This is a genomic window from Paenibacillus hunanensis, assembly GCF_034055775.1.
Lineage (GTDB): Bacteria > Bacillota > Bacilli > Paenibacillales > Paenibacillaceae > Saccharibacillus > Saccharibacillus hunanensis.
Window position 1 is genome coordinate 4,942,224 of record NZ_CP139194.1, and the last position, 22,102, is coordinate 4,964,325.

The window sequence follows — 22,102 nt, forward strand, 5'->3', positions numbered from 1 at the left end:
GCCGTAAACGCACATTTAATGCTCAAAGGAGTCAAGGTATGACTATTAAGCACCGATTGATTATTTCTAACATTTTAATGATTGTCGTACCTGTTCTGATCTCTGCAATCATTATTGCTGCAGGTCAATATATGTCGCTTCAATATTGGAAAGCAAAGTATCCGAGCGATCCGTATGGCTATGATGTGCCTGATACGCTGACCTCTACTGCGATAGCTCTGAGTCAGGATACAGGCAACACACTGTCTCAAAATCGGCAAAAGCTCGAAAGCTATTTGCAAACGAATCATATGCGACTGACGGTGCATAATTATGAGTCGCATAAGCTGCTGCTAGATATGGGCGATACGAATATTGACTCTGCAAATGCGATGATTCAGGCAATCTGGGCATTAAATGGTAAGGGTAGCGTCGTTTTAGAAAATTCCAGTCTGAGCAGTAACACAGTTACTATGGGCGGCAAGACGTATGTCATATCTACGTTTAACGAATATGCCCCTCTCAGCGATACGGCATACAATAATGAATATGATTCGCTTATTACCCTGTTTACAATTTTGTTCATTGTCGGCGGACTGGTAACGATCTTTTTTACCAACCGATTCTTAACCCATTTTGTATTCAAGCATATTAATCAGCCGCTACGGATGCTGATCGAGGGCGTGCAGCAGATTCGCGATGGCAATCTGGATACACGTATCCGTTATACCGGGAAAGACGAATTCGCTGGCGTCTGCCACGACTTTAACGATATGGCAGAAAAGCTCAAACAATCGATGCAGTTAATCCAGCGCCAGGAAAACAATCGCAAAGAGCTGCTTGCCAGCATCTCACACGATCTGCGCTCTCCGCTCACCTCGATTCGTGCTTATTCCGAGGGATTAATGGACGGTGTAGCCAACACACCGGAAGCGCGTCATAATTATATTAAAATGATCAAAACCAAAGCCGAGGACATCGACCGGATGGTAGCGAAAATCTTCCTCTTTTCCAAAATGGATATGGGCGATTATCCATACGACCCGGAGCTACTGGATGTGAATCGCGAGCTGGAATCGCTTGTGCGTGCCACGACCGAGGAATATCGGGATCGCGGACTAGATGTGCAGTTAGATCTTGCTTCCGAGCCTGCCCGCATCTTCGCTGATCCGCTACAGCTCGATAGCATCTTCACCAATATTATGGAAAATAGTCTTAAGTATCGTGAGAAGGAACGCGGCGTATTACAAATCCAGACGATTGTACAGCGAGAACAGATCATTATCTATTTGACCGACGATGGCCCGGGTGTACCGGAACAGTCGCTGGCGCATCTGTTTGATGTGTTTTACCGTAGCGACCCATCCCGTAATAATCCTAATAAAGGTAGCGGACTGGGACTCGCGATTACCGCCAAAGCCGTTGAACGAATGGGTGGCAGCATCAAGGCGCTACTCGCACCATCAGGTGGACTACGTATCATTATTCGTTTACCGTTAATCGTGCAGGAGGAACAAGCATGAAGAACATTCTAATTATCGAGGATGACGAAGCGATCGCCGCCATTGAGCGCGATTATCTGGAGATTAATAACTTTGCCGTACAGATCGCAGACAACGGTATCACCGGCGCAGAGCTGGCACTGTCGGGACGCTTTGATCTGATTCTGCTCGACCTGATGCTACCCGGCGAAGACGGCTTCTCCGTCTGCCGTAGACTGCGTGAGAAGCTCGATATCCCGATTCTGATGGTCACTGCCAAGCAGGAGGATATCGATAAAATTCGTGGTCTGGGTCTGGGTGCGGACGATTATATTGTAAAGCCCTTCTCGCCCAATGAGCTGGTGGCACGGGTCAAGTCGAATCTGGCGCAATATGCACGCTTAAAAGGCAATCTAGAGCAAAGCGCACGCGGTGGCAATATTGAGATTGGCCCCTTTTTGATCAACATCGATGCACACCGTGCGTATTTGAACGGACAAGAGCTGGAACTGAAAAAGAAGGAATTCGAGCTGCTGCATTTTCTCGTTATTAATTCGAATATTGTGTTTAGCAAGGACGCGCTGTATGAGCGGATCTGGGGATTGGATTCGATCGGCGATAGCGCGACGGTGGCGGTGCATATTAACCGGCTGCGGGATAAGATTGAAGCTGATCCGGGGAATCCACGGTATATTCAGACGGTGTGGGGTGCGGGGTATCGGTTTCAGTTGTGAAGATAAATAAAAAGGAAGCTGTGTAGTAAATACGACCACTGCACGACTTCCTTTAATACCTTCACACATTGTTTTAATACTTATATTTGTAAAAATATGAAGCTGGGATTCATTATTTCTTCTTAAAAAATCTATGATGATCCAACTTTTCACTTAGGATAGTTAAATTCTACCAGAGACATATTGGTATAATGAGCTGAACTTAATCTTATCCAGAAATTAGTTGTGCATATTGAAAATAAATTTCCGGAGTAGCTTCTTCCAATGTCATTCTCTGCTCTATCATTTCAACATTATCTTTAACAATATCAATAATTTTAGGATTAGAAAGATAAGATTTTAAATTCTCAAAAAAACTAACATTATCTTTCCATAAATATATTCTTTCTATTTCTTCTGTAGTAAATTCTCCATCTTCTAATTTAGACTTATTATTAATTATATATCCTTCATCCATATAATTTTGAAATGCCATATAATCAATAATTGGTACTTCATCAATTGATATACCTGTAAAATGAGTGTAATTAGTAATAACTACACAAAGAATTTCTTTGCCCTCAATATCTCCTAATGAATCTAAAAATTCATTTTTATTTTTTAGTAAAAAATCTTTTTTTCTAATAACTTGATGTGCACCCTCTTCAAGCCTCTTCAACGAATTATGATAATCTCTCGGTTCCATAGGGAATTTTATATTTTTTATTTCTCCTAAGATTATTACATTATCAAACGATATTAATAGATCGATTTCTTCGGAATTCTCTATATCGATTTTAAAATTACTAGCTTCTAGTATTTTAAAATCGCCTTTACCTTTTAGCTTATTTTTCAAATTACTTTTGATAAATATTTCAAGTGCTGATCCTCTCAAATCCAATGAAAATCGGGCACTTTCTAGCCAAGCATCAATCAGTTGTAAATAATTAGGGTGCAATAATGCAGGCAAGGCAAAATAATACACTTCTTTAACTTTAATAAGTGGCTTCTCCCAAAGGTTAATTCTACTTTCACCATAAAAATCACTCTCGACTAAAGATAAATAAGATTCAATTTGTGACTTGCTATAATGAGTGACTTTCAAAAAATAGTTAATTAATTCCTTTCTTTTAATTCTTACATTATAATCATTTGTTTCATCTAATTTTTTAATTAAAATATGGCCGACTGCTATTAATTCTATATGTAATGCTTGTAAATCATGTACTGTAAGATTACCAATCCCCTCCAACTGCTCATTAGTTAAATGTGGATAAAATGCTACTAATATCGCATATGCTGAAATAAAATCATTTATAATTTCTTCAGGGATGTCTCCATCCATGACAGAAATTTTTATAAATCCTCTAATATTTATATCAACTTGAGATATAAACAAACCTCTACGTTGTCTTTTAAGAGTTTCCAACAAAATTGGTTCTGCCTTTTGAGTCATTATCATCTTATTAGCCAGTTCGTTCCTAATTAGTCGCAAATTACCTACTTGTTTTAAAATAGTCCTGTTTTCATCAATATGTCTTAAATAAATTTTTTCATTCTCTTTATCAATTTTTCCATTTTCCCACAAAACAGTATCATAGGCCTCTTTTATAACATACATAATATTAGCTGCCCTATACATTTTAAAACAATTCTCGTGTAATACTTCCTTATTAAAATTATTATGTATATCTTTCTCATTTGTAAAATATTTTAAATAATTCAGTATAAGATTTAATATATCGACTTGTACTTCGTACATTGCTTCTGCATTCATTGAACCCATAAGACTATGCTCATCTTGTATATGCATTGATGCAAAGTCCTCTATTTTAAACTCTGAGTTATCTTCAATAAAATGTTTTATATCTCTAGTGATTTTACAAGTATCATGATTAGAAAATGAAATTACATATTTTAATATACTTTCGACACTCCCTTCTGAATTGTCTATCATAAGTTTCATATATTGATACATCATCTGAAAGTAATCATTAAAATGATTAGAGTTTTCTAAAATAGATAAAGCATAATGATTGTCTAAAGTCTCTTTTTCTTTCATATTCGCAGAATTTTTTTTCATATAAGATTCAGCTTTATTTAAGGCTTTTTCAAAATTAAATGAATCACTAAAAGGATTAAAACATTTCTCATTCCTCATAATTGAGCGAATCGATTTAGCCATTGTATTCTCCCTTAATTATATTTATTTTATCTTTTAATTTTTAAATAAATATTCTCATAACAACTATTCCTCTACAAATATTATTATCTATTGAGATTTAAATCAATATTTTTTAAAAAAATATAATAATGTATTTTTTTGTAAATAAATTAAATATGAAAATTTCATCCTATGTTCAGCCTTTAATATTTGAAATTCTACTAAATCTAGGATATTTTAAGAAAAATAAAGACGTCCTAAAATTTTAGGACGTCTCATAACAATTACATCATTCATTAAACTAAATCAATAAATGTTTTTTAATCTTTAAGATTACTGAATAAACTCATTCTATTATTGAGTCATACACCAAAAATTCATACTATTTGAGTTCTACTACTCCACCGTCACACTCTTCGCCAAATTACGCGGCTTATCCACATCATGCTCCAGTGCAAGCGAAGCATAATAAGCAAGCAATTGCAGCGTAACAACTGACAGTGCTGGGCTCAGCAGTGGCAATGTTTTTGGAATCGTCATCACGTAGTCAACCGATTTCAGCAGGTCTTCGCGATGCTCGTCATACGAGACAACCATCACTTCGCCGCCGCGTGCTTTCACTTCCTTGATGTTGCTGACGGTTTTCTCCAGTACGTCTTCCTGTGTCGCCAATGCGATAACTGGAATACCGTCCTCGATCAGAGCCAGTGTACCGTGCTTCAATTCGCCCGCAGCATACGCCTCGGAGTGGATGTAGGAGATCTCTTTCAGCTTCAGTGAGCCTTCCTGTACAACCGCATAGTCTACACCGCGTCCGATGAAGAACAGGTGCTTGTGCTGTGCGATATGCTCAGCGTATTTTTTAATCTCTGGTGCCATAGCCAGTACAGTCTCAACTTGCTCTGGCAGAGCTTCCATCGCTGCCAATGTAGTAGCGATTTCCTCTGTTGTTTGTGTACCACGTACTTCAGCCAGATACAGACCGAACAGATAGAATGCGATCAGCTGTGAAGTGTAGGCTTTGGTCGAAGCAACCGCAATCTCAGGGCCTGCCAGCGTTGCAATCACATCGTTCGCATCACGAGCGATCGAGCTACCTACAACGTTCGTTACAGCGATAACGTGAGCGCCGTTTGCCTGTGCTTCACGCAGTGCTGCCAGTGTATCCGCTGTTTCACCCGATTGACTTACCACGATAACCAGCGTGTTTTTGTCAACGATTGGGGAACGATAACGGTACTCGGAAGCAACATCCGTTTCTACTGGAATTTTCGCCAGCTTCTCAATGATATTACGTCCTACCAGACCTGCATGGTACGCCGTACCACAAGCGATGATCTGCACGTTACGGATGTTACGGATTTGCTCAGGTGTCAGCTTCAGATCACTGAAATGAACGCCTTTACCATCGTCATTGATGCGTCCGAGCATTGTATCACGATAAGCTTTTGGCTGCTCGTGAATTTCTTTCAGCATGAAGTGGTCATAACCGCCTTTTTCAGCTGTTACGGCATCCCAATCGATGCGAGTAACTTCGCGAGCAATGAAGTTACCTTCGATTGTCATCAGCTCAACAGCATCACGAGTCAGAACAGCCATTTCACCATCGTTCAGGATGTATACGTTACGAGTATATTTCAAAATAGCTGGAATATCGGAACCGATGAAGTTCTCGCCTTCACCTACACCGATAACGAGTGGGCTTGCTTGACGAACAGCAACCAGCTTGTCTGGCTCATGCTCAGTCAGTACGCCCAGTGCAAATGCACCTCGCATGTAAGTAACAGCCTTTTGTACGGCTTTCACGATGTCACCTTCATATTCGCGTGCAACGAGGTGAGCGATTACCTCAGTATCTGTTTCCGATACAAAATTAATACCGGAGCGAATCAATTCATCCTTCAGCTCCAGATAGTTCTCAATAATACCGTTGTGCACAACGGAGAACTTATGCTGTGCATCTGTATGCGGGTGAGAGTTCGCGTCCGATGGTTTACCGTGTGTAGCCCAGCGTGTATGTCCGATTCCTGCTGTACCTACGAGTGGATGCTGCTCCAGCTTCGATTCCAGGTTAGCCATACGTCCTTGAGCCTTTACAACTTGCAGACCTTCTCCAGTAAATACCGAGATGCCTGCGGAGTCATACCCACGATACTCCAGCTTACGCAGACCATCGACCAAAATTTCTTGTGTATCCTGATTTCCAATATATCCAACAATACCGCACATGTTTATATTCCTCCGCTTCAATAGTTCATTCTAGGGATGAATATACATGAGCACAAGGAAATAGGAGCTCTAACAGTATTCAATTGTGAATGTACATGTCTTCGCTCGCTCTTGTTCCTGCTGCTATGCACATTCATGATTATGATCATTTGTGTTGCACCTGGCCGAATCTTTGTCACCAGGATCACTCCTGGCATTTGGATTCCGCTTTACGGTATGGTGCATTACCGGAAGGTCCCCGCCGAATGTTTCGAACACCTTCACCTCGTCAGCTCGATGCATTTCCGTCCGTCTCTCGAGCTCTGGCGCTTGGTTTAACTAGGATGTACCTCGATCCTCACTTTCTTTTCTGAAGTTAAGCTGCGATCGTAATATAGCGAATGTTACAGTTATATTACAAACAGCAACTCGTTCATTATATGCATCTTTTGCGATTATGGCAATGATAAAAATGTGACAGCTGTATGATTGCTCTCTATGTCGTGCTAGACAGCTACCAGAAGCCAGACCATGTACCATTAACCCGCAGCCAGAAATGTTAAACCGATGCGCGCACGAGGCAGAAGAAAGCCGTTCCATTCAGCTATGGAGGTGAAGCACAGGGTATGTCCTGATTCGCAAACGATCTGTCAGCGTAGTATGCGATGATTAGCACGATGAATGATATGAGAAAAAGTGTGTTATTCCTGTTATCGACACCCAAATCCCATATTATTACATTATTACCTCAAAATTATTAATGAAAATCATAGAAAATAGAATCGGATAACCTATAACAGTAGCGTCTCTGGCTCTATACAATGATCCGAATCGATAACGTTAGATAGCAAACAGATATCTAGGAGAGCTGTATCGATCAAAAAAGAGCATCCCACTTATGCGGATGCTCTTTGCCTATGCAAGTATTACACAAGTTCTTTTTTCACTACATCAACGATTTCAGCCACGAATTGCTCCAGCTCGTCTTTATCTGGGCCTTCCGCCATAACGCGAATCAGCGATTCGGTACCGGACGGACGAACAAGAACACGTCCATTGCTGCCCAGCTTATCTTCTACGCTTTTTACAGCTTCAGCAATTGCTGGATTGCCTTCGTAACGAGCTTTGCTCTCTACACGCACGTTAACAAGCACCTGTGGATATTTATCCATCATCGATTTGAGCTCACTCAGCTTTTGACCGGATGCAACCAGTGTATCCACCAGCTGTACCGCTGTCAGAATGCCATCACCCGTCGTGATGTAATCGAGGAAAATAACATGACCAGACTGCTCGCCACCAAGTGTATAGCCCCCACGCTTCATTTCTTCCATTACATAGCGATCACCTACAGCTGTCTGTGCAGTACGCAGCTCCAGCTTCTCCGTTGCTTTGTAAAAGCCAATATTACTCATAACTGTCGATACGATTGTGCTATCCTTCAGCTTACCTGCGCGATTCATCGCATCGCCGCAAATGCACAGAATGTAGTCACCATCGACCTCTTCACCTTTATCATCAATCGCAATCAGACGATCCGCATCTCCGTCAAACGCCAGACCGATATCAGCTCCGTGGCGTAGCACCTCTTGCTTGAGCATTTCTGGATGCGTCGAACCGCAATGATCGTTAATATTCAGACCGTTTGGCTCAGCGCCAATCGTAATAATTTCAGCGCCTAGCTCTTTAAACAATGCAGGAGCTAGCTCGTAAGCCGAACCATTCGCACAATCGAGTACAATTTTCAGACCTTCAAAGGAATGAGTAATCGTTGATTTCAGATGCTCCAGGTATTTGAACTTGGATGTATCATCATTCACGATCGTCCCCAGCTCTGCGCCTACTGGACGTGGCAGTGTATCCTGCTCCGCATCCATAAGCGCTTCAATCTCCAGCTCTGTTTCATCGGACAGCTTGAAGCCATCTCCGCCGAAGAATTTGATCCCATTATCCTGTACCGGATTGTGTGAAGCAGAGATCATTACACCTGCATCTGCTCCCAGCAGACGGGTAATATAAGCAACTGCCGGCGTACTCACAACGCCCAAACGAATAATATGAGCTCCGATCGAGAGCATACCCGCGACCAGTGCAGATTCCAGCATCAGACCGGAGATACGCGTATCCATACCAATGACCACGGTTGGTTTTTCGGCACCGTGAGTCAGTACGTAACCTCCACAACGTCCGATTTGATAAGCCATTTCTGCTGTAAGCTCTTTGTTGGCGACGCCGCGTACGCCGTCTGTTCCAAAATATTTACCCATGAATTATGCTCCCTTATGATTATATTCAGTTGGATTCTCTCATCCAGTTAGACTGTTAAAATAACAAATTGGGCACATGGATACATCGGTGCGAATGACTTCGACCGATGTATCTGTGTGCAACCCTTCCTTTATACGTCTTCTATATGGTAGCTGTCAATAGCGCAATTCTGATATTTCTGTTTGTGCTATTGCTATTAATGATACGTATTGGCAGATACTGCTGGCTTTCCGAGTGCTTGATCAACGGTGCTAGCTTGAGCACCTGTATTCGTTCCAGCATCCCCCGAGTTGGCAGAGGAATCATTCGATCCGTCTGTTGGTGTGTCTGTTCCCGTACCACCGCTATTGCTTCCTTCCTCGGAAGGCGTTTCGGTGCCACTGCCTGTACCTGTGCCAGATTCACTTCCTGGGGTTTCAGAAGGAGTGGATGAGCCATTTCCTGAATTATTACCTGCTTCTGTCCCGTTACCGGGCTCTCCCTCCCCGGTATTGCCGGAGGAGCCTTCATTGTTATTGGGCTGTGATTCAGTTGACGTGCCTGATCCATTCCCCTCGGTTACCGTGACGGTCACACTAATCTGCTCACCTGGATTGGATAGGCTGACTGTCTCGGGTAGCACAACCTGTACGGGTAGCTTGTATGTGCCTGCTGCGCGTCCACTCAGATTGATCGAAGCTTTAATATCCTCTGGTCGCACGGCCTGAATCGCATCTGGCGCTCCTTTAATACTAATTGCCACCTGCTGACTTTGTGGCTCTGTAATCGACGCTTCCAGATTCGTACCAATTCCCGTTAAGCGCACCGGTACATTTTGCACGGTACGTTCGGAGAATTCCTCCGTTGTAATCTTCACCTGTACAGACGAAGGAGAGATTCGATCAGTTCCCTCCGGCAGATCCAGTGCAGCTGTAAGCGTTACGGTTCCTGCCTGATCAATCGAGCTAAGGTTTACCGAAGCCGTAATCGATGAGCCAAGCGAGGACAGCTCAGATTCAGAGCCGTACACCGTTACCTCATCTGCACTCACCTCTGTACCTGCCAGTACGAGATTGTCTGGCAATTGACCGATATAGCTCAGATTCAGTGGAAGCGTACGTGAAGACGCTCCAATCGGTACCTGTACCTTAATCGATGCTGGCGAGACAACAGCATCCTTCATCGCTGTACCACTTTTATCATAGACTGCCAGTGTGACTGTCTTGCTTACGGTATCACTGGCACCCGCGATATTGATCACACCCTGTACGCTGCCTACATCGCTGAGGCGGCTTTCTGGTAGTGTTACCTTGACCTTGTCAGTGCCATCGGTAATGACAGGATCGCCCTTTTGGTACCCTTCCGCAGGTTCGCCTTCTACCTTAATCTGTGGTACGAAGGTATTCGATGTTTTCTCTTCAATCGTTACCTTTACAAATCCCGGTGTAGACGATACATACTGCACACTTGCAGGCGTCTCTGCTACGATCGGCAGGGTCACTGTACCTGCACCTTTAATATCGCTCAGATTCACCTTCGCTTTATAACTATTGGTCGAAAAGTAGGAAATCAGATCAGATTGTCCGCGCACCTCAATATTAACGGTGGCGGGTTCAATGGATTTTAATACATACTTGTCCTCATCAAATCCATATGGCTGTACCTCTACGTTGTTGATGACACTCGTCCCCATCGCAGCGGACGTTGTCGAGGTGGGAATCGTATTATTATCCATATGAACCATAACCCATAGCAAAATGCTCACCACTAGCGCGAGCACCTTGGCGACAGTATTATTACTGATCCATTTGTCCATCATCTTTATTTCCCCCCTTCCGCTTCCAGAACGGGAGCTTTTTCTCTGTCGTTACATTTGGCTTCAATGCCTCATGCAGCTTCGAGATCAGCGATTCTTCATTAATATCGCGTACGACCTGCCCATTCATTGCCAGTGATACCTGACCCGTTTCCTCCGATACGATCAGCGAAATGGCATCGCCCACCTCACTAATCCCAATCGCAGCACGGTGCCGTGTACCCAGCTCCTTACTAATAAATGGATTCTCTGATAAAGGAAGATAGCAGGCTGCCGCCGCAATTTGTTGTCCTTGAATAATGACTGCACCATCATGGAGCGGTGTATTCGGGATGAAAATATTAATCAGCAGCTCGGAGCTAATCACCGACTGCATCTTGATACCAGATTCCGTATACTCGTTCAATCCAGTCGTTCGCTCAAATACAACAAGCGCTCCAATTTTGCGCCTTGATAAGTAATTGACCGCCTTGATCACTTCATTGATCATACGCGTGATTTCCTCTTCATCCGCCACGGTACGTCCAAATATTTTACCGCGTCCCAGCTGCTCCAGACCACGCCGTAGCTCCGGCTGGAAGATAATAAAGATCGCCAGCACCCCAAATGTAAATGCCTGATTCATCAGCCATTTGAGCGTGTACAGATCAAACCAGCTACTCAGTGCCCATACGACAACCAGCACTAGAATACCCTTTAGCAGCTGCACTGCACGTGTACCACGTACGAGTAGAATCAACTGATAAATGATATACGTTACGATCAAAATATCGATAATATCTTTAATGGAATCCTTCCAAGTCAAGTCCGCAAAATACTCCATACTGCAACCCCCGTTATGTTCTATCTGGTGGACCCTTAACCTGGCATTTGCCGTCCAAGTCTTTCAGGGCTGCCGGTAACGATGCCCATAAATGAGCGTTATTATCCTATTACCCTAACCTGCTACCAACATGACGATCTTTTTTGAAAATAAATCGATGCCTTGGCGGCTGCGGACGATGGGTGAATCTCATTCCTATTTTCTTATTTTACACGCTTTTTCATTCAACATGCAAAGAACATCGGCACCTGCACAAAAAAAGACGCCATCTTGGCAAGAGGCGCCTTTCAGTTCATGATTTAATTGGTAGAGGCGACATCCGCAAATGCAGTTGAAATTTTGTACCAGAGCCAGCCCACTGCTTGATCAATCGTTTGAACCTGTCCGGAGATATGGGCAGTGCTTGCCTGAAATACGCTACCGTCGATGACTGTTACATTGCCTTCGACATCACCGTAGATCCTGGCTTGTCCTTTTTCTATCGTCAAATTGCCGGCGATGGTCTTTCCTTCCGGCACAATAACCGTATTACCTTCAATCACAACTTGATCCAGATTCTGCCCTTTGACGATCATCTCAGGACCTTCATCCCAAAGCGGCAGCGTACCGAGCAAAATCACAAAAAATGCGGCTGCTGCGGTTAGTGCCGGATGACGTTTTAACCATGTTACCCATGCCGACGGCTTTTTAGGCTTTGGCAATGACTGCATGATCCGGTCAGTGAGCTCATCAGATACTGGCGGTTTGCGATGATTGACAGCAAACAAGAGCAATTCTGTCTGCTCTAGCTCTTTAAAAACGGCTCGGCATTCCGCGCATTCAGCCATGTGCTGCTTCAGCTCTGCTGCCTGTCCATCCGGTAGATCGCCGTCCAGATACTCATGAATATAGGAGACGGCCAGTTTGCAATCCATATGAGCCATTCCTTTCTCGTAAAATAGTGCCTCATGCATCATACCATAGATGGCAATGTGCATGGAACAGCGAATACTCTGTTAAATACGGTGTAGCTCCAGTAACGTTTCAAAAATACGCTAAGATTTTTTAGGATATTTTTCCAAGCGTAATTCATACGTCAATATCGATATACTACATCGATATAACGATATCTTACGTAGAGATAACGCTATACTACGTAGCAAATAAGCTAGAATCCGCTACTTACAAAATGTCTTCTTTGGCGTACAATCGAATCCTGTTAGCGTTCATGTTAGCCAATATTGCAGGTAGCTATCCGCAGTCCATTTTGTAACCGCTCAGAATAGATCACTTTGATTGTGAAATTGTCATGCTTATCCTCTATACATATGGAACATCACAATTTATTTTCCAGCTTCTTACGTAAAAACTCCCGACCACGGTGCACACGCGTCTTGATCGTCGTCACTGGCATATCCATCACATCGCTAATTTCCTGTAGCGACAACTCCTGTAAGTAACGCAGCACCATTACCGTTTTATATTTATCTGGTAAGGAATCAATCGCCTGATGAATCAACTGCTGCGTTTCGGTTAGCATATATTCGCTTTCCGGAGTGCGTTCATCCCCAGGGATGAGGGCATAGCCATCGGTATTGTCCTGATCATTCAGCTCCGCATCCAGTGAAAAGCTCGGCTTACGTTTACGCAATCGGTCAATACACAGATTAGTCGCAATCCGATAAATCCAGGTTGAGAACTTTTGCTTCGGATCATAACGATCCAAATTTTTATATACTCTTAAAAAGGTCTCCTGTACGACATCCTCTGCCTCATGCCGATTACTGAGCATACGATAGCCAAGGTGAAACAGCTTGTCCTTATATAAATCCACGATCTCGGCAAATGCGCGCTGATCACCCTTTAGCGCCAGCTTCGCCAGTCGCGTATCTAGATTATCCACCATCACTCCCCCAAACTATGTTCCCGATATGTATAGGTTTACTGCATTTTGTCCTTTTACAGTCCACTTAAAATCGTACTGGATGATCCGGTAAATTGCAATCTTAATCGAACAGTAAATATACAATTTGTTAAAATTCGTCTATAAATTATTCAATTTAGCATGTAATTCGTGCTTATCGAACAACAAATGAAGAATTTACATACCACTCAAATAATTTATATCCCCTCAAGCTACGGTTAAAACCCCCATTTACCGAAGCTAGCAACCGATTACTATTACTATTACATTATTTTAGCAATATAAAAGCTAAACCTGATAAGTAGTCCATAGACTTAACCCAACCTACATATGCTCAATAAACAAAATGGAGCGGCACATAAGCCCGCTCCATTTTAAATAACGTTGTCGTTGGATCATATTCTTCACTTCGACTCCGTCTGTATAACAGATATCAACCTGTATTCCGCAGACCTGCAGCAATACCATTGATAGTGAGCAACACTTCACGTAACAGCTCAGCATCATCTGAACCATCCTCACGGATGTTACGCAGCTCGCTTAGCAGTTGTACTTGAAGGTAGCTTAATGGATCAACATACGGATTACGCAGACGAACCGATTCCTGAATAACCGGTACATTGTCCAAAATCTCCTGCTGGCCGCTAATTTGCAGCACCAGATCACGAGTCAGATTGAACTCTGTTTCGATCATACCGAAAATACGCGTACGTACCGCATCGTCCTTGCACATTTTGGCATATTCCTGCGCGATCATTAGATCCGCCTTTGCAATTGCCATTTGCAGCGTATCGATCAGCGTTTTAAAGAATGGGAACTCCTTGTACATTTGCTGAAGTGTTGCCATATTTTCTGGCTTGTTCTGGTAAAAATGCTGGATACCTGTGCCGGCTGCATACCATGCAGGTAGCAGGTAACGGCTTTGTGTCCATGCAAATACCCATGGAATCGCACGCAAATCCTCAAAACGATCACTATTTTTACGCTTGGATGGACGGGAACCGATATTCAGCTCGCCCACCTCAGGCAATGGTGTCGATTGCTTGAAGAATTTCATAAAGTCGGGATCACGGAAAATCAGATCCTGATACTTGTTGAGCGATACTTCGGAAATGCTACGTACAATCTCATCCCATGCTTGATTATTTTCACCTGCTGGCTCGCCAACTTTGGCAATCATCGCCGATGTAATCAATGCCGAGATCGCTTGCTCCAGACTGCGATACGCAATCCCTTGCAGCGAATAACGAGAAGACAGCACTTCACCCTGCTCCGTAATTTTGATACCGCCACCGATCGTATGTGGTGGCTGTGCCATAATACTGCGATCCAGAGACATACCACCGCGACCGAGCGCTCCACCGCGACCGTGGAAGAATTTGAGCTTGATGTCATATTCCTGACCCATCGCCGTAATTTCATTCAGCGCCAGACGCAATTCCCAGTTCGCAGTCACCACGCCGCCATCCTTGTTGCTATCGGAATAGCCCAGCATGATTTCATGCAGATTGTTCATCGCTGTTACCCCTGCACGATAAGCAGGCAAATCAAGCACACGGCGCATAATCGCAGGTGCTGCATGCAGATCGTCGATCGTTTCGAACAGTGGCACCGCTTGAAGTGTACAATGTACTGTACCATCTGGTAGCAGACGGAACAGACCCGTTTCTTTAGCAAAGACCATAACCTCAAGGATATCACTTGCTCCCTGTGTCATACTGATCAGATAGCTAGAGATACACTTCTTACCGAATTCCTGCTGTGCACTGGCAATCGTACGATACACAGCCAGACACTCTGCTGTACCTTCACTGTAGTTCAGGTAAGGCGAAGTGAGTGGACGCGGATCAACGAGCAGCTTACCGAGCAATTCGATCTTCTCGTCCTCGTTTAATGTGGAGTAATCGTCCACAATTTGCATGCCAGCCAGAATTTCCTTCAGTGCATTTTCATGCTCCTGACTATGCTGACGCACATCCAGTGTTGCCGTATGGAAACCAAATAGCTCGACCTGGCGAATCATTTTCTGCACATACGTATCTGCAACATAATCGGCATAGTGGTGACGTAGACTCTTATCAATCGTCCACAGGTCCTCCAGCAGCTCCGACACGTCGTTGTAACGCTCTAATGTACCACGCTTCGAATCGTCTACAACATTGTTCAGCTTACGCAGCATATACGCAATCTTGATACGATAAGGCTCGTTTTCATTGTTCCAGCTATATGTTTTGTCGATCGTTACGTGAAGACGGTCTTTTTGAATCGAAGACAGCAGTTCTTCCGAAACATCGATAATCGTTGTACTAAAGCTCAGTGAGTTCATCATCTCACGCAGGATGCGCTGATATTCACGAATTGCTAGCTTACGCTGCATCTGTAGCGTTTTCCACGTCACATCAGCGGTTACAGATGGGTTCCCGTCACGGTCGCCACCAATCCAGGAACCAAAGCGCAGGAAGCCTGGTACATGCCAGTGATGATCTGGATAATGCTTAGCAAGAGAACGCTCAAGCTCCTGATACAGCTCAGGCAATACATCAAAGAGCGTTTCGTGGAAATAATACATTCCATTTCGTACTTCATCCAGCACCGTCGGCTTGCGATCACGTAGCTCGTCCGTTTGCCAGAGCGTAATCACTTCATTAAGAAGCTTCTCACGCAGCTGCTCACGCTCACGGAAGGTCAGAGTCGGATTGTCCAGCAGCTTCACATCTTCAGAGATGCGCTTATGGATATCGAGAATAACACGACGCATCGCTTCTGTTGGGTGAGCTGTCATAACAAGCTCCAGCGACAGATCAGCGAGTAACGCTTCAATCTCATCCGCTGTAAAATTGTTCTTCTTCAGCTCCTGTACAGCACTCTCCATTGAGCCCTTCTGTACAGTCTCCCCAGCAGAACGCTCATAATCGCGCTTACGGCGAATACGATGATTCTGTTCAGCAATATTAACGAGTTGAAAATAAATCGCAAATGCACGAATAACCTGATGTCGGTTATCTGAATCCAGATGACGGATTAATGTTTTAAACTCGTCAAATACTTCAGGTAATGATACAGCACGAAGCGATTTGCTAAGCTCACGGATTTTCTCTACAATATCCAAAAGCTCCTGTCCGCCCTGATGCACGAGAACTTCACCCAGAATGTTCCCCAAAAAGCGTACATCACGACGTAGCAAATTGTTAGAATGATTTTTACTTACATTCACAGTCAACTCAGACATGCTTCTCCTCCTATCCTTCCCTACCGGTGTTGATTCTATTGAAGGTTAACATCTTCTTCACATCATACAACAAAGCATGTATGAATACTTTAATTAATTTGCAGGTTGTGAGTATTTATGCAAACATTCTGTCAATCATTCATAATGACTTCACAGCGTTATCGCACTACATTATTATACTACAATCCTTTAAAGTGTGAAGGCTAAATTAGTCCTATTGTCAAAATGACAATCTTCCTGTCTCTAATGTCTTACAGAACATCGCAACCTTACTTTCAATCTATATTAATAAAGTATAGATTCAATTTAAAAAATAAATGTGCTAAATATAGTAGCTCCAACGAATATCGGGCTGCTAATTCTTTAACGAGTAATAACATTCATCCTTGAATACTTGACCGAATACTAACGCCAGTAATAGAAACAATGTGTATCCGCATTATTTTTATACATGATCGTTAAAACAGTACAAAATTCTTATATATGATCTTTAAAGCAGTACAAATGCTTGATAGACAATTTCCTTTTTGATCATACGAACCTTTAACAAGATACTTAACAGAATCAACTTATCCAGCCTGACCCAATCATTACAGTTGCTTTAGCCTATTGAATACGTTTGCATAAAGCAGAGTAAATTAATCCTATCGTACATAATAATCCCCATCAAAATCAAATACCACACATGCCCTATTGCACCCATAGGTGATACTATTTGATGACACTCATCAATACGACTCCATCGTACTTCATCATAGTTTTTGTATTCATTCATTTTATATTGTTTATCGTTCGTTTCTCATCGTCTTTCAACGTTTAACTATTTATGTCTATTTCTATGTCCAATGCCCATCTTTTCCGCATCTCTCGATCTCTCGTTTATAAAAGCTGTGACCCGTATATTCATCCAGTCTTATTTAAACTTAAATTTAAACTTAATAATAAACTGACTAATATTTGAACTCACTAATATTTGAGATCAACAATTATATTTTCTAACATAACTCTTTTAACTAATCTAATTGTTCATTCACTAATTCCATTTCTCATTTTTGCAATTAAAGCTGTATATAGCAAAAAAAGACCGTTTCCGGTCTTATTCACATAATGGAGCGGGTGATGGGAATCGAACCCACGCTACCAGCTTGGAAGGCTGGAGTTCTACCATTGAACTACACCCGCGTACAATCGGGATGACACGATTTGAACATGCGACCCCCTGGTCCCAAACCAGGTGCTCTACCAAGCTGAGCTACATCCCGATGTGCAGTAATATTAAAATATGGCGCGCCCTAAGAGATTCGAACTCCTGACCTTTTGATTCGTAGTCAAACGCTCTATCCAGCTGAGCTAAGGGCGCATAATGGAGCGGACGACGGGAATCGAACCCGCGACCCTCGCCTTGGCAAGGCGATGCTCTACCGCTGAGCCACGTCCGCATGGTATGCGCGTGGAGGGACTTGAACCCCCACGTCGTAAGACGCTAGATCCTAAGTCTAGTGCGTCTGCCAATTCCGCCACACGCGCACATTTTGAATGAAGAATGGTGAGCCATGAAGGACTCGAACCTTCGACACCCTGATTAAAAGTCAGGTGCTCTACCAACTGAGCTAATGGCTCTTAATGGCTGGGGATATAGGATTTGAACCTATGCATGACGGAGTCAAAGTCCGTTGCCTTACCGCTTGGCTAATCCCCAACGTTTAAGAAAAACGATGGTGGAGACTGACGGGATCGAACCGCCGACCCTCTGCTTGTAAGGCAGATGCTCTCCCAGCTGAGCTAAGTCTCCAAAGTATTAGTCGTAAAGGTAATGCCGTCAATACACATTATTCAAACGTATTTCCCAGGCCAGATAGGCACTGACAAACCTTTACATCTTTAATCTTTTAATACCAATTAAAAGAAGAAAGGAATGACCCGTAGGGGATTCGAACCCCTGTTACCTCCGTGAAAGGGAGGTGTCTTAACCCCTTGACCAACGGGCCTCATTAAAAGTGATAACAAGCTCTCAACCGGGATCGAACCGGTGACCTCATCCTTACCATGGATGCACTCTACCTACTGAGCTATGAGAGCATGGCTCCCCGAACAGGACTCGAACCTGTGACAACTCGATTAACAGTCGAGTGCTCTACCAACTGAGCTATCAGGGAATAGTACCCGCTCTTGCGAGCGGCAGCTTACGCTTTCGAAGCCAGCTTTACAGAATAAAGCTGTGAGGTCTTGCTTGTTCGCTTGGCGACGTCCTACTCTCCCAGGACCCTGCGGTCCAAGTACCATTGGCGCTGGAGGGCTTAACGGTCGTGTTCGGGATGGGTACGTGTGGAACCCCTCCGCCATCATCACCAAACGTTCTTGCTACAGGTTAATCACCTGAAAACTGAATCCGAAACGAATCATCGCGTCTTAAAAGTTAGGATAAGCCCTCGACCGATTAGTATTGGTCAGCTCCATGTGTTGCCACACTTCCACCTCCAACCTATCTACCTCGTCGTCTTCAAGGGGTCTTACATACTGGGAAATCTCATCTTGAGGGGGGCTTCACGCTTAGATGCTTTCAGCGCTTATCCCTTCCGCACGTAGCTACCCAGCGATGCTCCTGGCGGAACAACTGGTACACCAGCGGTGCGTCCATCCCGGTCCTCTCGTACTAAGGACAGCTCCTCTCAAATTTCCTACGCCCACGACAGATAGGGACCGAACTGTCTCACGACGTTCTGAACCCAGCTCGCGTACCGCTTTAATGGGCGAACAGCCCAACCCTTGGGACCTACTTCAGCCCCAGGATGCGATGAGCCGACATCGAGGTGCCAAACCTCCCCGTCGATGTGGACTCTTGGGGGAGATAAGCCTGTTATCCCCAGGGTAGCTTTTATCCGTTGAGCGATGGCCCTTCCATGCGGTACCACCGGATCACTAAGCCCGACTTTCGTCCCTGCTCGACTTGTAGGTCTCGCAGTCAAGCTCCCTTTTGCCTTTGCACTCTTCGAATGATTTCCAACCATTCTGAGGGAACCTTAGGGCGCCTCCGTTACATTTTAGGAGGCGACCGCCCCAGTCAAACTGCCCACCTGACACGGTCCCCGTACCGGATCACGGTACCAGGTTAGAACTCAGATGCGATCAGGGTGGTATCCCAACGGCGCCTCCAAGGAAGCTTGCGCTCCCTCTTCCTAGGCTCCCACCTATCCTGTACAAATCGCACCCCAGTTCAATATCAAGCTGCAGTAAAGCTCCATGGGGTCTTTCCGTCTTGTCGCGGGTAACCTGCATCTTCACAGGTATTAAAATTTCACCGGATCTCTCGTTGAGACAGCGCCCAAATCGTTACGCCATTCGTGCGGGTCAGAATTTACCTGACAAGGAATTTCGCTACCTTAGGACCGTTATAGTTACGGCCGCCGTTTACTGGGGCTTCGGTTCATAGCTTCGCTTGCGCTAACCACTCCCCTTAACCTTCCAGCACCGGGCAGGCGTCAGCCCGTATACTTCGCCTTGCGGCTTCGCACAGACCTGTGTTTTTGCTAAACAGTCGCTTGGGCCTTTTCACTGCGGCCCCCTCGTGCTATTCACACTACCGGGGCACCCCTTCTCCCGAAGTTACGGGGTCATTTTGCCGAGTTCCTTAACGAGAGTTCTTCCGCGCGCCTTAGAATTCTCTTCTCACCTACCTGTGTCGGTTTACGGTACGGGCACCTGCTTCCTGGCTAGAGGCTTTTCTTGGCAGTGTGAGATCATGACCTTCGCTACTGTAATTTTCGCTCCCCATCACAGCCTGGCCTTAAAGTGTGCGGATTTACCTACACACAAGCCTCACTGCTTAGACAGGCATCCATCAGCCTGCGTCACTACCCTCCTGCGTCACCCCGTTGCTCATAGCGGCTTTCGGTGGTACAGGAATTTCAACCTGTTGTCCGTCGACTACGCCTTTCGGCCTCGCCTTAGGTCCCGACTTACCCTGAGAGGACGAGCCTTCCTCAGGAACCCTTAGGTTTTCGGCGGATCAGATTCTCACTGATCTTTTCGTTACTCATACCGGCATTCTCACTTGAATTGTGTCCAGCACTCCTTACGGTATACCTTCAACCTCAATTCAACGCTCCCCTACCCCTGATGCAAGCATCAAGCCATAGCTTCGGTGGTGTGTTTAGCCCCGTTACATTTTCGGCGCAAAGTCACTCGACCAGTGAGCTATTACGCACTCTTTAAATGGTGGCTGCTTCTAAGCCAACATCCTGGTTGTCTGTGCAACTTCACATCCTTTCCCACTTAACACACACTTGGGGACCTTAGCTGATGGTCTGGGCTGTTTCCCTTTTGACAATGGACCTTAGCACCCACTGTCTGACTCCCGGAATAAAGTCTGCGGCATTCGGAGTTTGACTGAGCTTGGTAACCCTTGCGGGCCCCGCACCCAATCAGTGCTCTACCTCCGCGACTCATCTTCCGAGGCTAGCCCTAAAGCTATTTCGGGGAGAACCAGCTATCTCCGAGTTCGATTGGAATTTCTCCGCTACCCCCACCTCATCCCCGCACTTTTCAACGTGCGTGGGTTCGGACCTCCAGTACGTGTTACCGTACCTTCATCCTGGACAGGGGTAGATCACCCGGTTTCGGGTCTACGTCCACGTACTAAGTCGCCCTATTCAGACTCGCTTTCGCTGCGGCTCCGGCTTCTCACCTTAACCTTGCACGGGAACGTAACTCGCCGGTTCATTCTACAAAAGGCACGCCATCACCCATTAATCGGGCTCTGACTTTTTGTAAGCACACGGTTTCAGGTTCTATTTCACTCCCCTTCCGGGGTCCTTTTCACCTTTCCCTCACGGTACTGCTTCACTATCGGTCGCTAGGGAGTATTTAGCCTTACCAGATGGTCCTGGCAGATTCATACGGGGTTTCACGTGCCCCGCACTACTCGGGATCCGTCTCGGAGAGAACTTGATTTTAACTACAGGGCTTTCACCTTCTCTGGCGGGCCTTTCCAGACCTCTTCATCTACCAAACTCTTTTATCACTCCAAAGAGACGTCCCACAACCCCAAGAAGCAAGCTTCTTGGTTTAGGCTGTTCCGCGTTCGCTCGCCGCTACTGACGGAATCACTCTTGTTTTCTCTTCCTGAGGGTACTTAGATGTTTCAGTTCCCCTCGTCTGCCTCTCCACACCCTATGTATTCAGATGTGAGTCACTGGAGATGAATCCAGTCAGGTTTCCCCATTCGGACATCCCCGGATCAATGCTTGCTTACAGCTCCCCGAGGCCTTATCGTTGTTCGCCACGTCCTTCATCGGCTCCTAGCGCCTAGGCATCCACCGTGTGCTCTTACTAGCTTAACCTAGTTGGTGGTCTTCTTTACAGAAGAACCTATATCTTACATATTCATGACCGATCCTGTTTACACAGTGTCAGTTAAGAACAGTTTCTAAAACGCGATGTTTCGTTTCGGTATCCAGTTTTCAAGGATCAACTTGAAAGAGGGTTGCTCTTTCAAAACTGACAACGAGTGAGTGTCGGTCAACTAGTGACCCGCGTCTGA

The 22,102-nt window shown here is 44.7% G+C and carries 10 protein-coding genes, 11 tRNA genes and 2 rRNA genes; 2 read left to right on the forward strand and 21 right to left on the reverse strand.

The genetic code is table 11. The annotated features are described in order from the left end of the window. Positions 1-38 precede the first annotated feature (38 nt). Together SK066_RS20025 and SK066_RS20030 are read left to right on the forward strand one after the other, a co-directional pair. Positions 39-1,502, forward strand: a complete 1,464-nt coding sequence (locus SK066_RS20025; RefSeq protein WP_320542784.1) for a sensor histidine kinase — start codon at positions 39-41, stop codon at positions 1,500-1,502. After that, positions 1,499-2,194, forward strand: a complete 696-nt coding sequence (locus SK066_RS20030; RefSeq protein ID WP_188777423.1) for a response regulator transcription factor — start codon at positions 1,499-1,501, stop codon at positions 2,192-2,194. The genes SK066_RS20025 and SK066_RS20030 overlap by 4 nt, the downstream gene beginning before the upstream one ends. A gap of 208 nt (positions 2,195-2,402) precedes the next feature. Here SK066_RS20030 and SK066_RS20035 read toward each other — a convergent pair whose 3' ends face one another. The 21 genes from SK066_RS20035 to SK066_RS20135 form a co-directional block, all read right to left on the reverse strand. After that, on the reverse strand, positions 2,403-4,358 hold the full coding sequence (locus SK066_RS20035; RefSeq protein ID WP_320542785.1) for a hypothetical protein: 1,956 nt from the start codon (positions 4,356-4,358) through the stop codon (positions 2,403-2,405). 375 nt (positions 4,359-4,733) lie between these two features. Continuing rightward, on the reverse strand, positions 4,734-6,566 hold the full coding sequence (glmS, locus tag SK066_RS20040; protein ID WP_320542786.1) for a glutamine--fructose-6-phosphate transaminase (isomerizing): 1,833 nt from the start codon (positions 6,564-6,566) through the stop codon (positions 4,734-4,736). Positions 6,567-7,471: 905 nt separating this feature from the next. Continuing rightward, positions 7,472-8,812: a phosphoglucosamine mutase gene (gene glmM, locus SK066_RS20045; protein WP_188777427.1), complete on the reverse strand. Its 1,341-nt coding sequence runs from the start codon at positions 8,810-8,812 to the stop codon at positions 7,472-7,474. Positions 8,813-9,009: 197 nt separating this feature from the next. Continuing rightward, positions 9,010-10,611, reverse strand: coding sequence for a CdaR family protein (locus SK066_RS20050; RefSeq protein ID WP_320542787.1), 1,602 nt, complete (start codon positions 10,609-10,611; stop codon positions 9,010-9,012). Further along, complete coding sequence (gene cdaA, locus SK066_RS20055; protein ID WP_188777431.1) at positions 10,589-11,431, reverse strand: diadenylate cyclase CdaA; 843 nt, start codon at positions 11,429-11,431, stop codon at positions 10,589-10,591. The genes SK066_RS20050 and cdaA overlap by 23 nt, the downstream gene beginning before the upstream one ends. A gap of 299 nt (positions 11,432-11,730) precedes the next feature. Beyond that, positions 11,731-12,345, reverse strand: a complete 615-nt coding sequence (locus tag SK066_RS20060) for a zf-HC2 domain-containing protein (RefSeq protein WP_188777433.1) — start codon at positions 12,343-12,345, stop codon at positions 11,731-11,733. 401 nt (positions 12,346-12,746) lie between these two features. Continuing rightward, on the reverse strand, positions 12,747-13,316 hold the full coding sequence (sigW, locus tag SK066_RS20065; protein ID WP_188777435.1) for an RNA polymerase sigma factor SigW: 570 nt from the start codon (positions 13,314-13,316) through the stop codon (positions 12,747-12,749). 451 nt (positions 13,317-13,767) lie between these two features. Next, a complete protein-coding gene (ppc, locus tag SK066_RS20070; protein WP_320542788.1) occupies positions 13,768-16,563 on the reverse strand; it encodes a phosphoenolpyruvate carboxylase in 2,796 nt (931 codons plus the stop codon). A gap of 1,108 nt (positions 16,564-17,671) precedes the next feature. Further along, positions 17,672-17,745, reverse strand: a tRNA-Gly gene (locus SK066_RS20075). A 6-nt stretch (positions 17,746-17,751) separates the two neighbouring features. Continuing rightward, positions 17,752-17,825, reverse strand: a tRNA-Pro gene (locus SK066_RS20080). 21 nt (positions 17,826-17,846) lie between these two features. After that, positions 17,847-17,923 (reverse strand) — tRNA-Arg (locus SK066_RS20085). A 4-nt stretch (positions 17,924-17,927) separates the two neighbouring features. After that, positions 17,928-18,002: transfer RNA gene (locus tag SK066_RS20090), tRNA-Gly, on the reverse strand. 6 nt (positions 18,003-18,008) lie between these two features. Beyond that, a tRNA-Leu gene (locus SK066_RS20095) sits at positions 18,009-18,090 on the reverse strand. Positions 18,091-18,107: 17 nt separating this feature from the next. Beyond that, a tRNA-Lys gene (locus SK066_RS20100) sits at positions 18,108-18,183 on the reverse strand. Between the two features lie 4 nt (positions 18,184-18,187). After that, a tRNA-Gln gene (locus SK066_RS20105) sits at positions 18,188-18,262 on the reverse strand. A gap of 17 nt (positions 18,263-18,279) precedes the next feature. Then, a tRNA-Val gene (locus tag SK066_RS20110) sits at positions 18,280-18,355 on the reverse strand. 124 nt (positions 18,356-18,479) lie between these two features. Then, positions 18,480-18,551: transfer RNA gene (locus SK066_RS20115), tRNA-Glu, on the reverse strand. Between the two features lie 18 nt (positions 18,552-18,569). Then, positions 18,570-18,642 (reverse strand) — tRNA-Thr (locus SK066_RS20120). A gap of 1 nt (position 18,643) precedes the next feature. Then, a tRNA-Asn gene (locus SK066_RS20125) sits at positions 18,644-18,719 on the reverse strand. A gap of 80 nt (positions 18,720-18,799) precedes the next feature. Then, positions 18,800-18,916, reverse strand: a 5S ribosomal RNA gene (rrf, locus tag SK066_RS20130). A 64-nt stretch (positions 18,917-18,980) separates the two neighbouring features. After that, positions 18,981-21,902 (reverse strand): 23S ribosomal RNA (locus tag SK066_RS20135). Positions 21,903-22,102 lie beyond the last annotated feature (200 nt).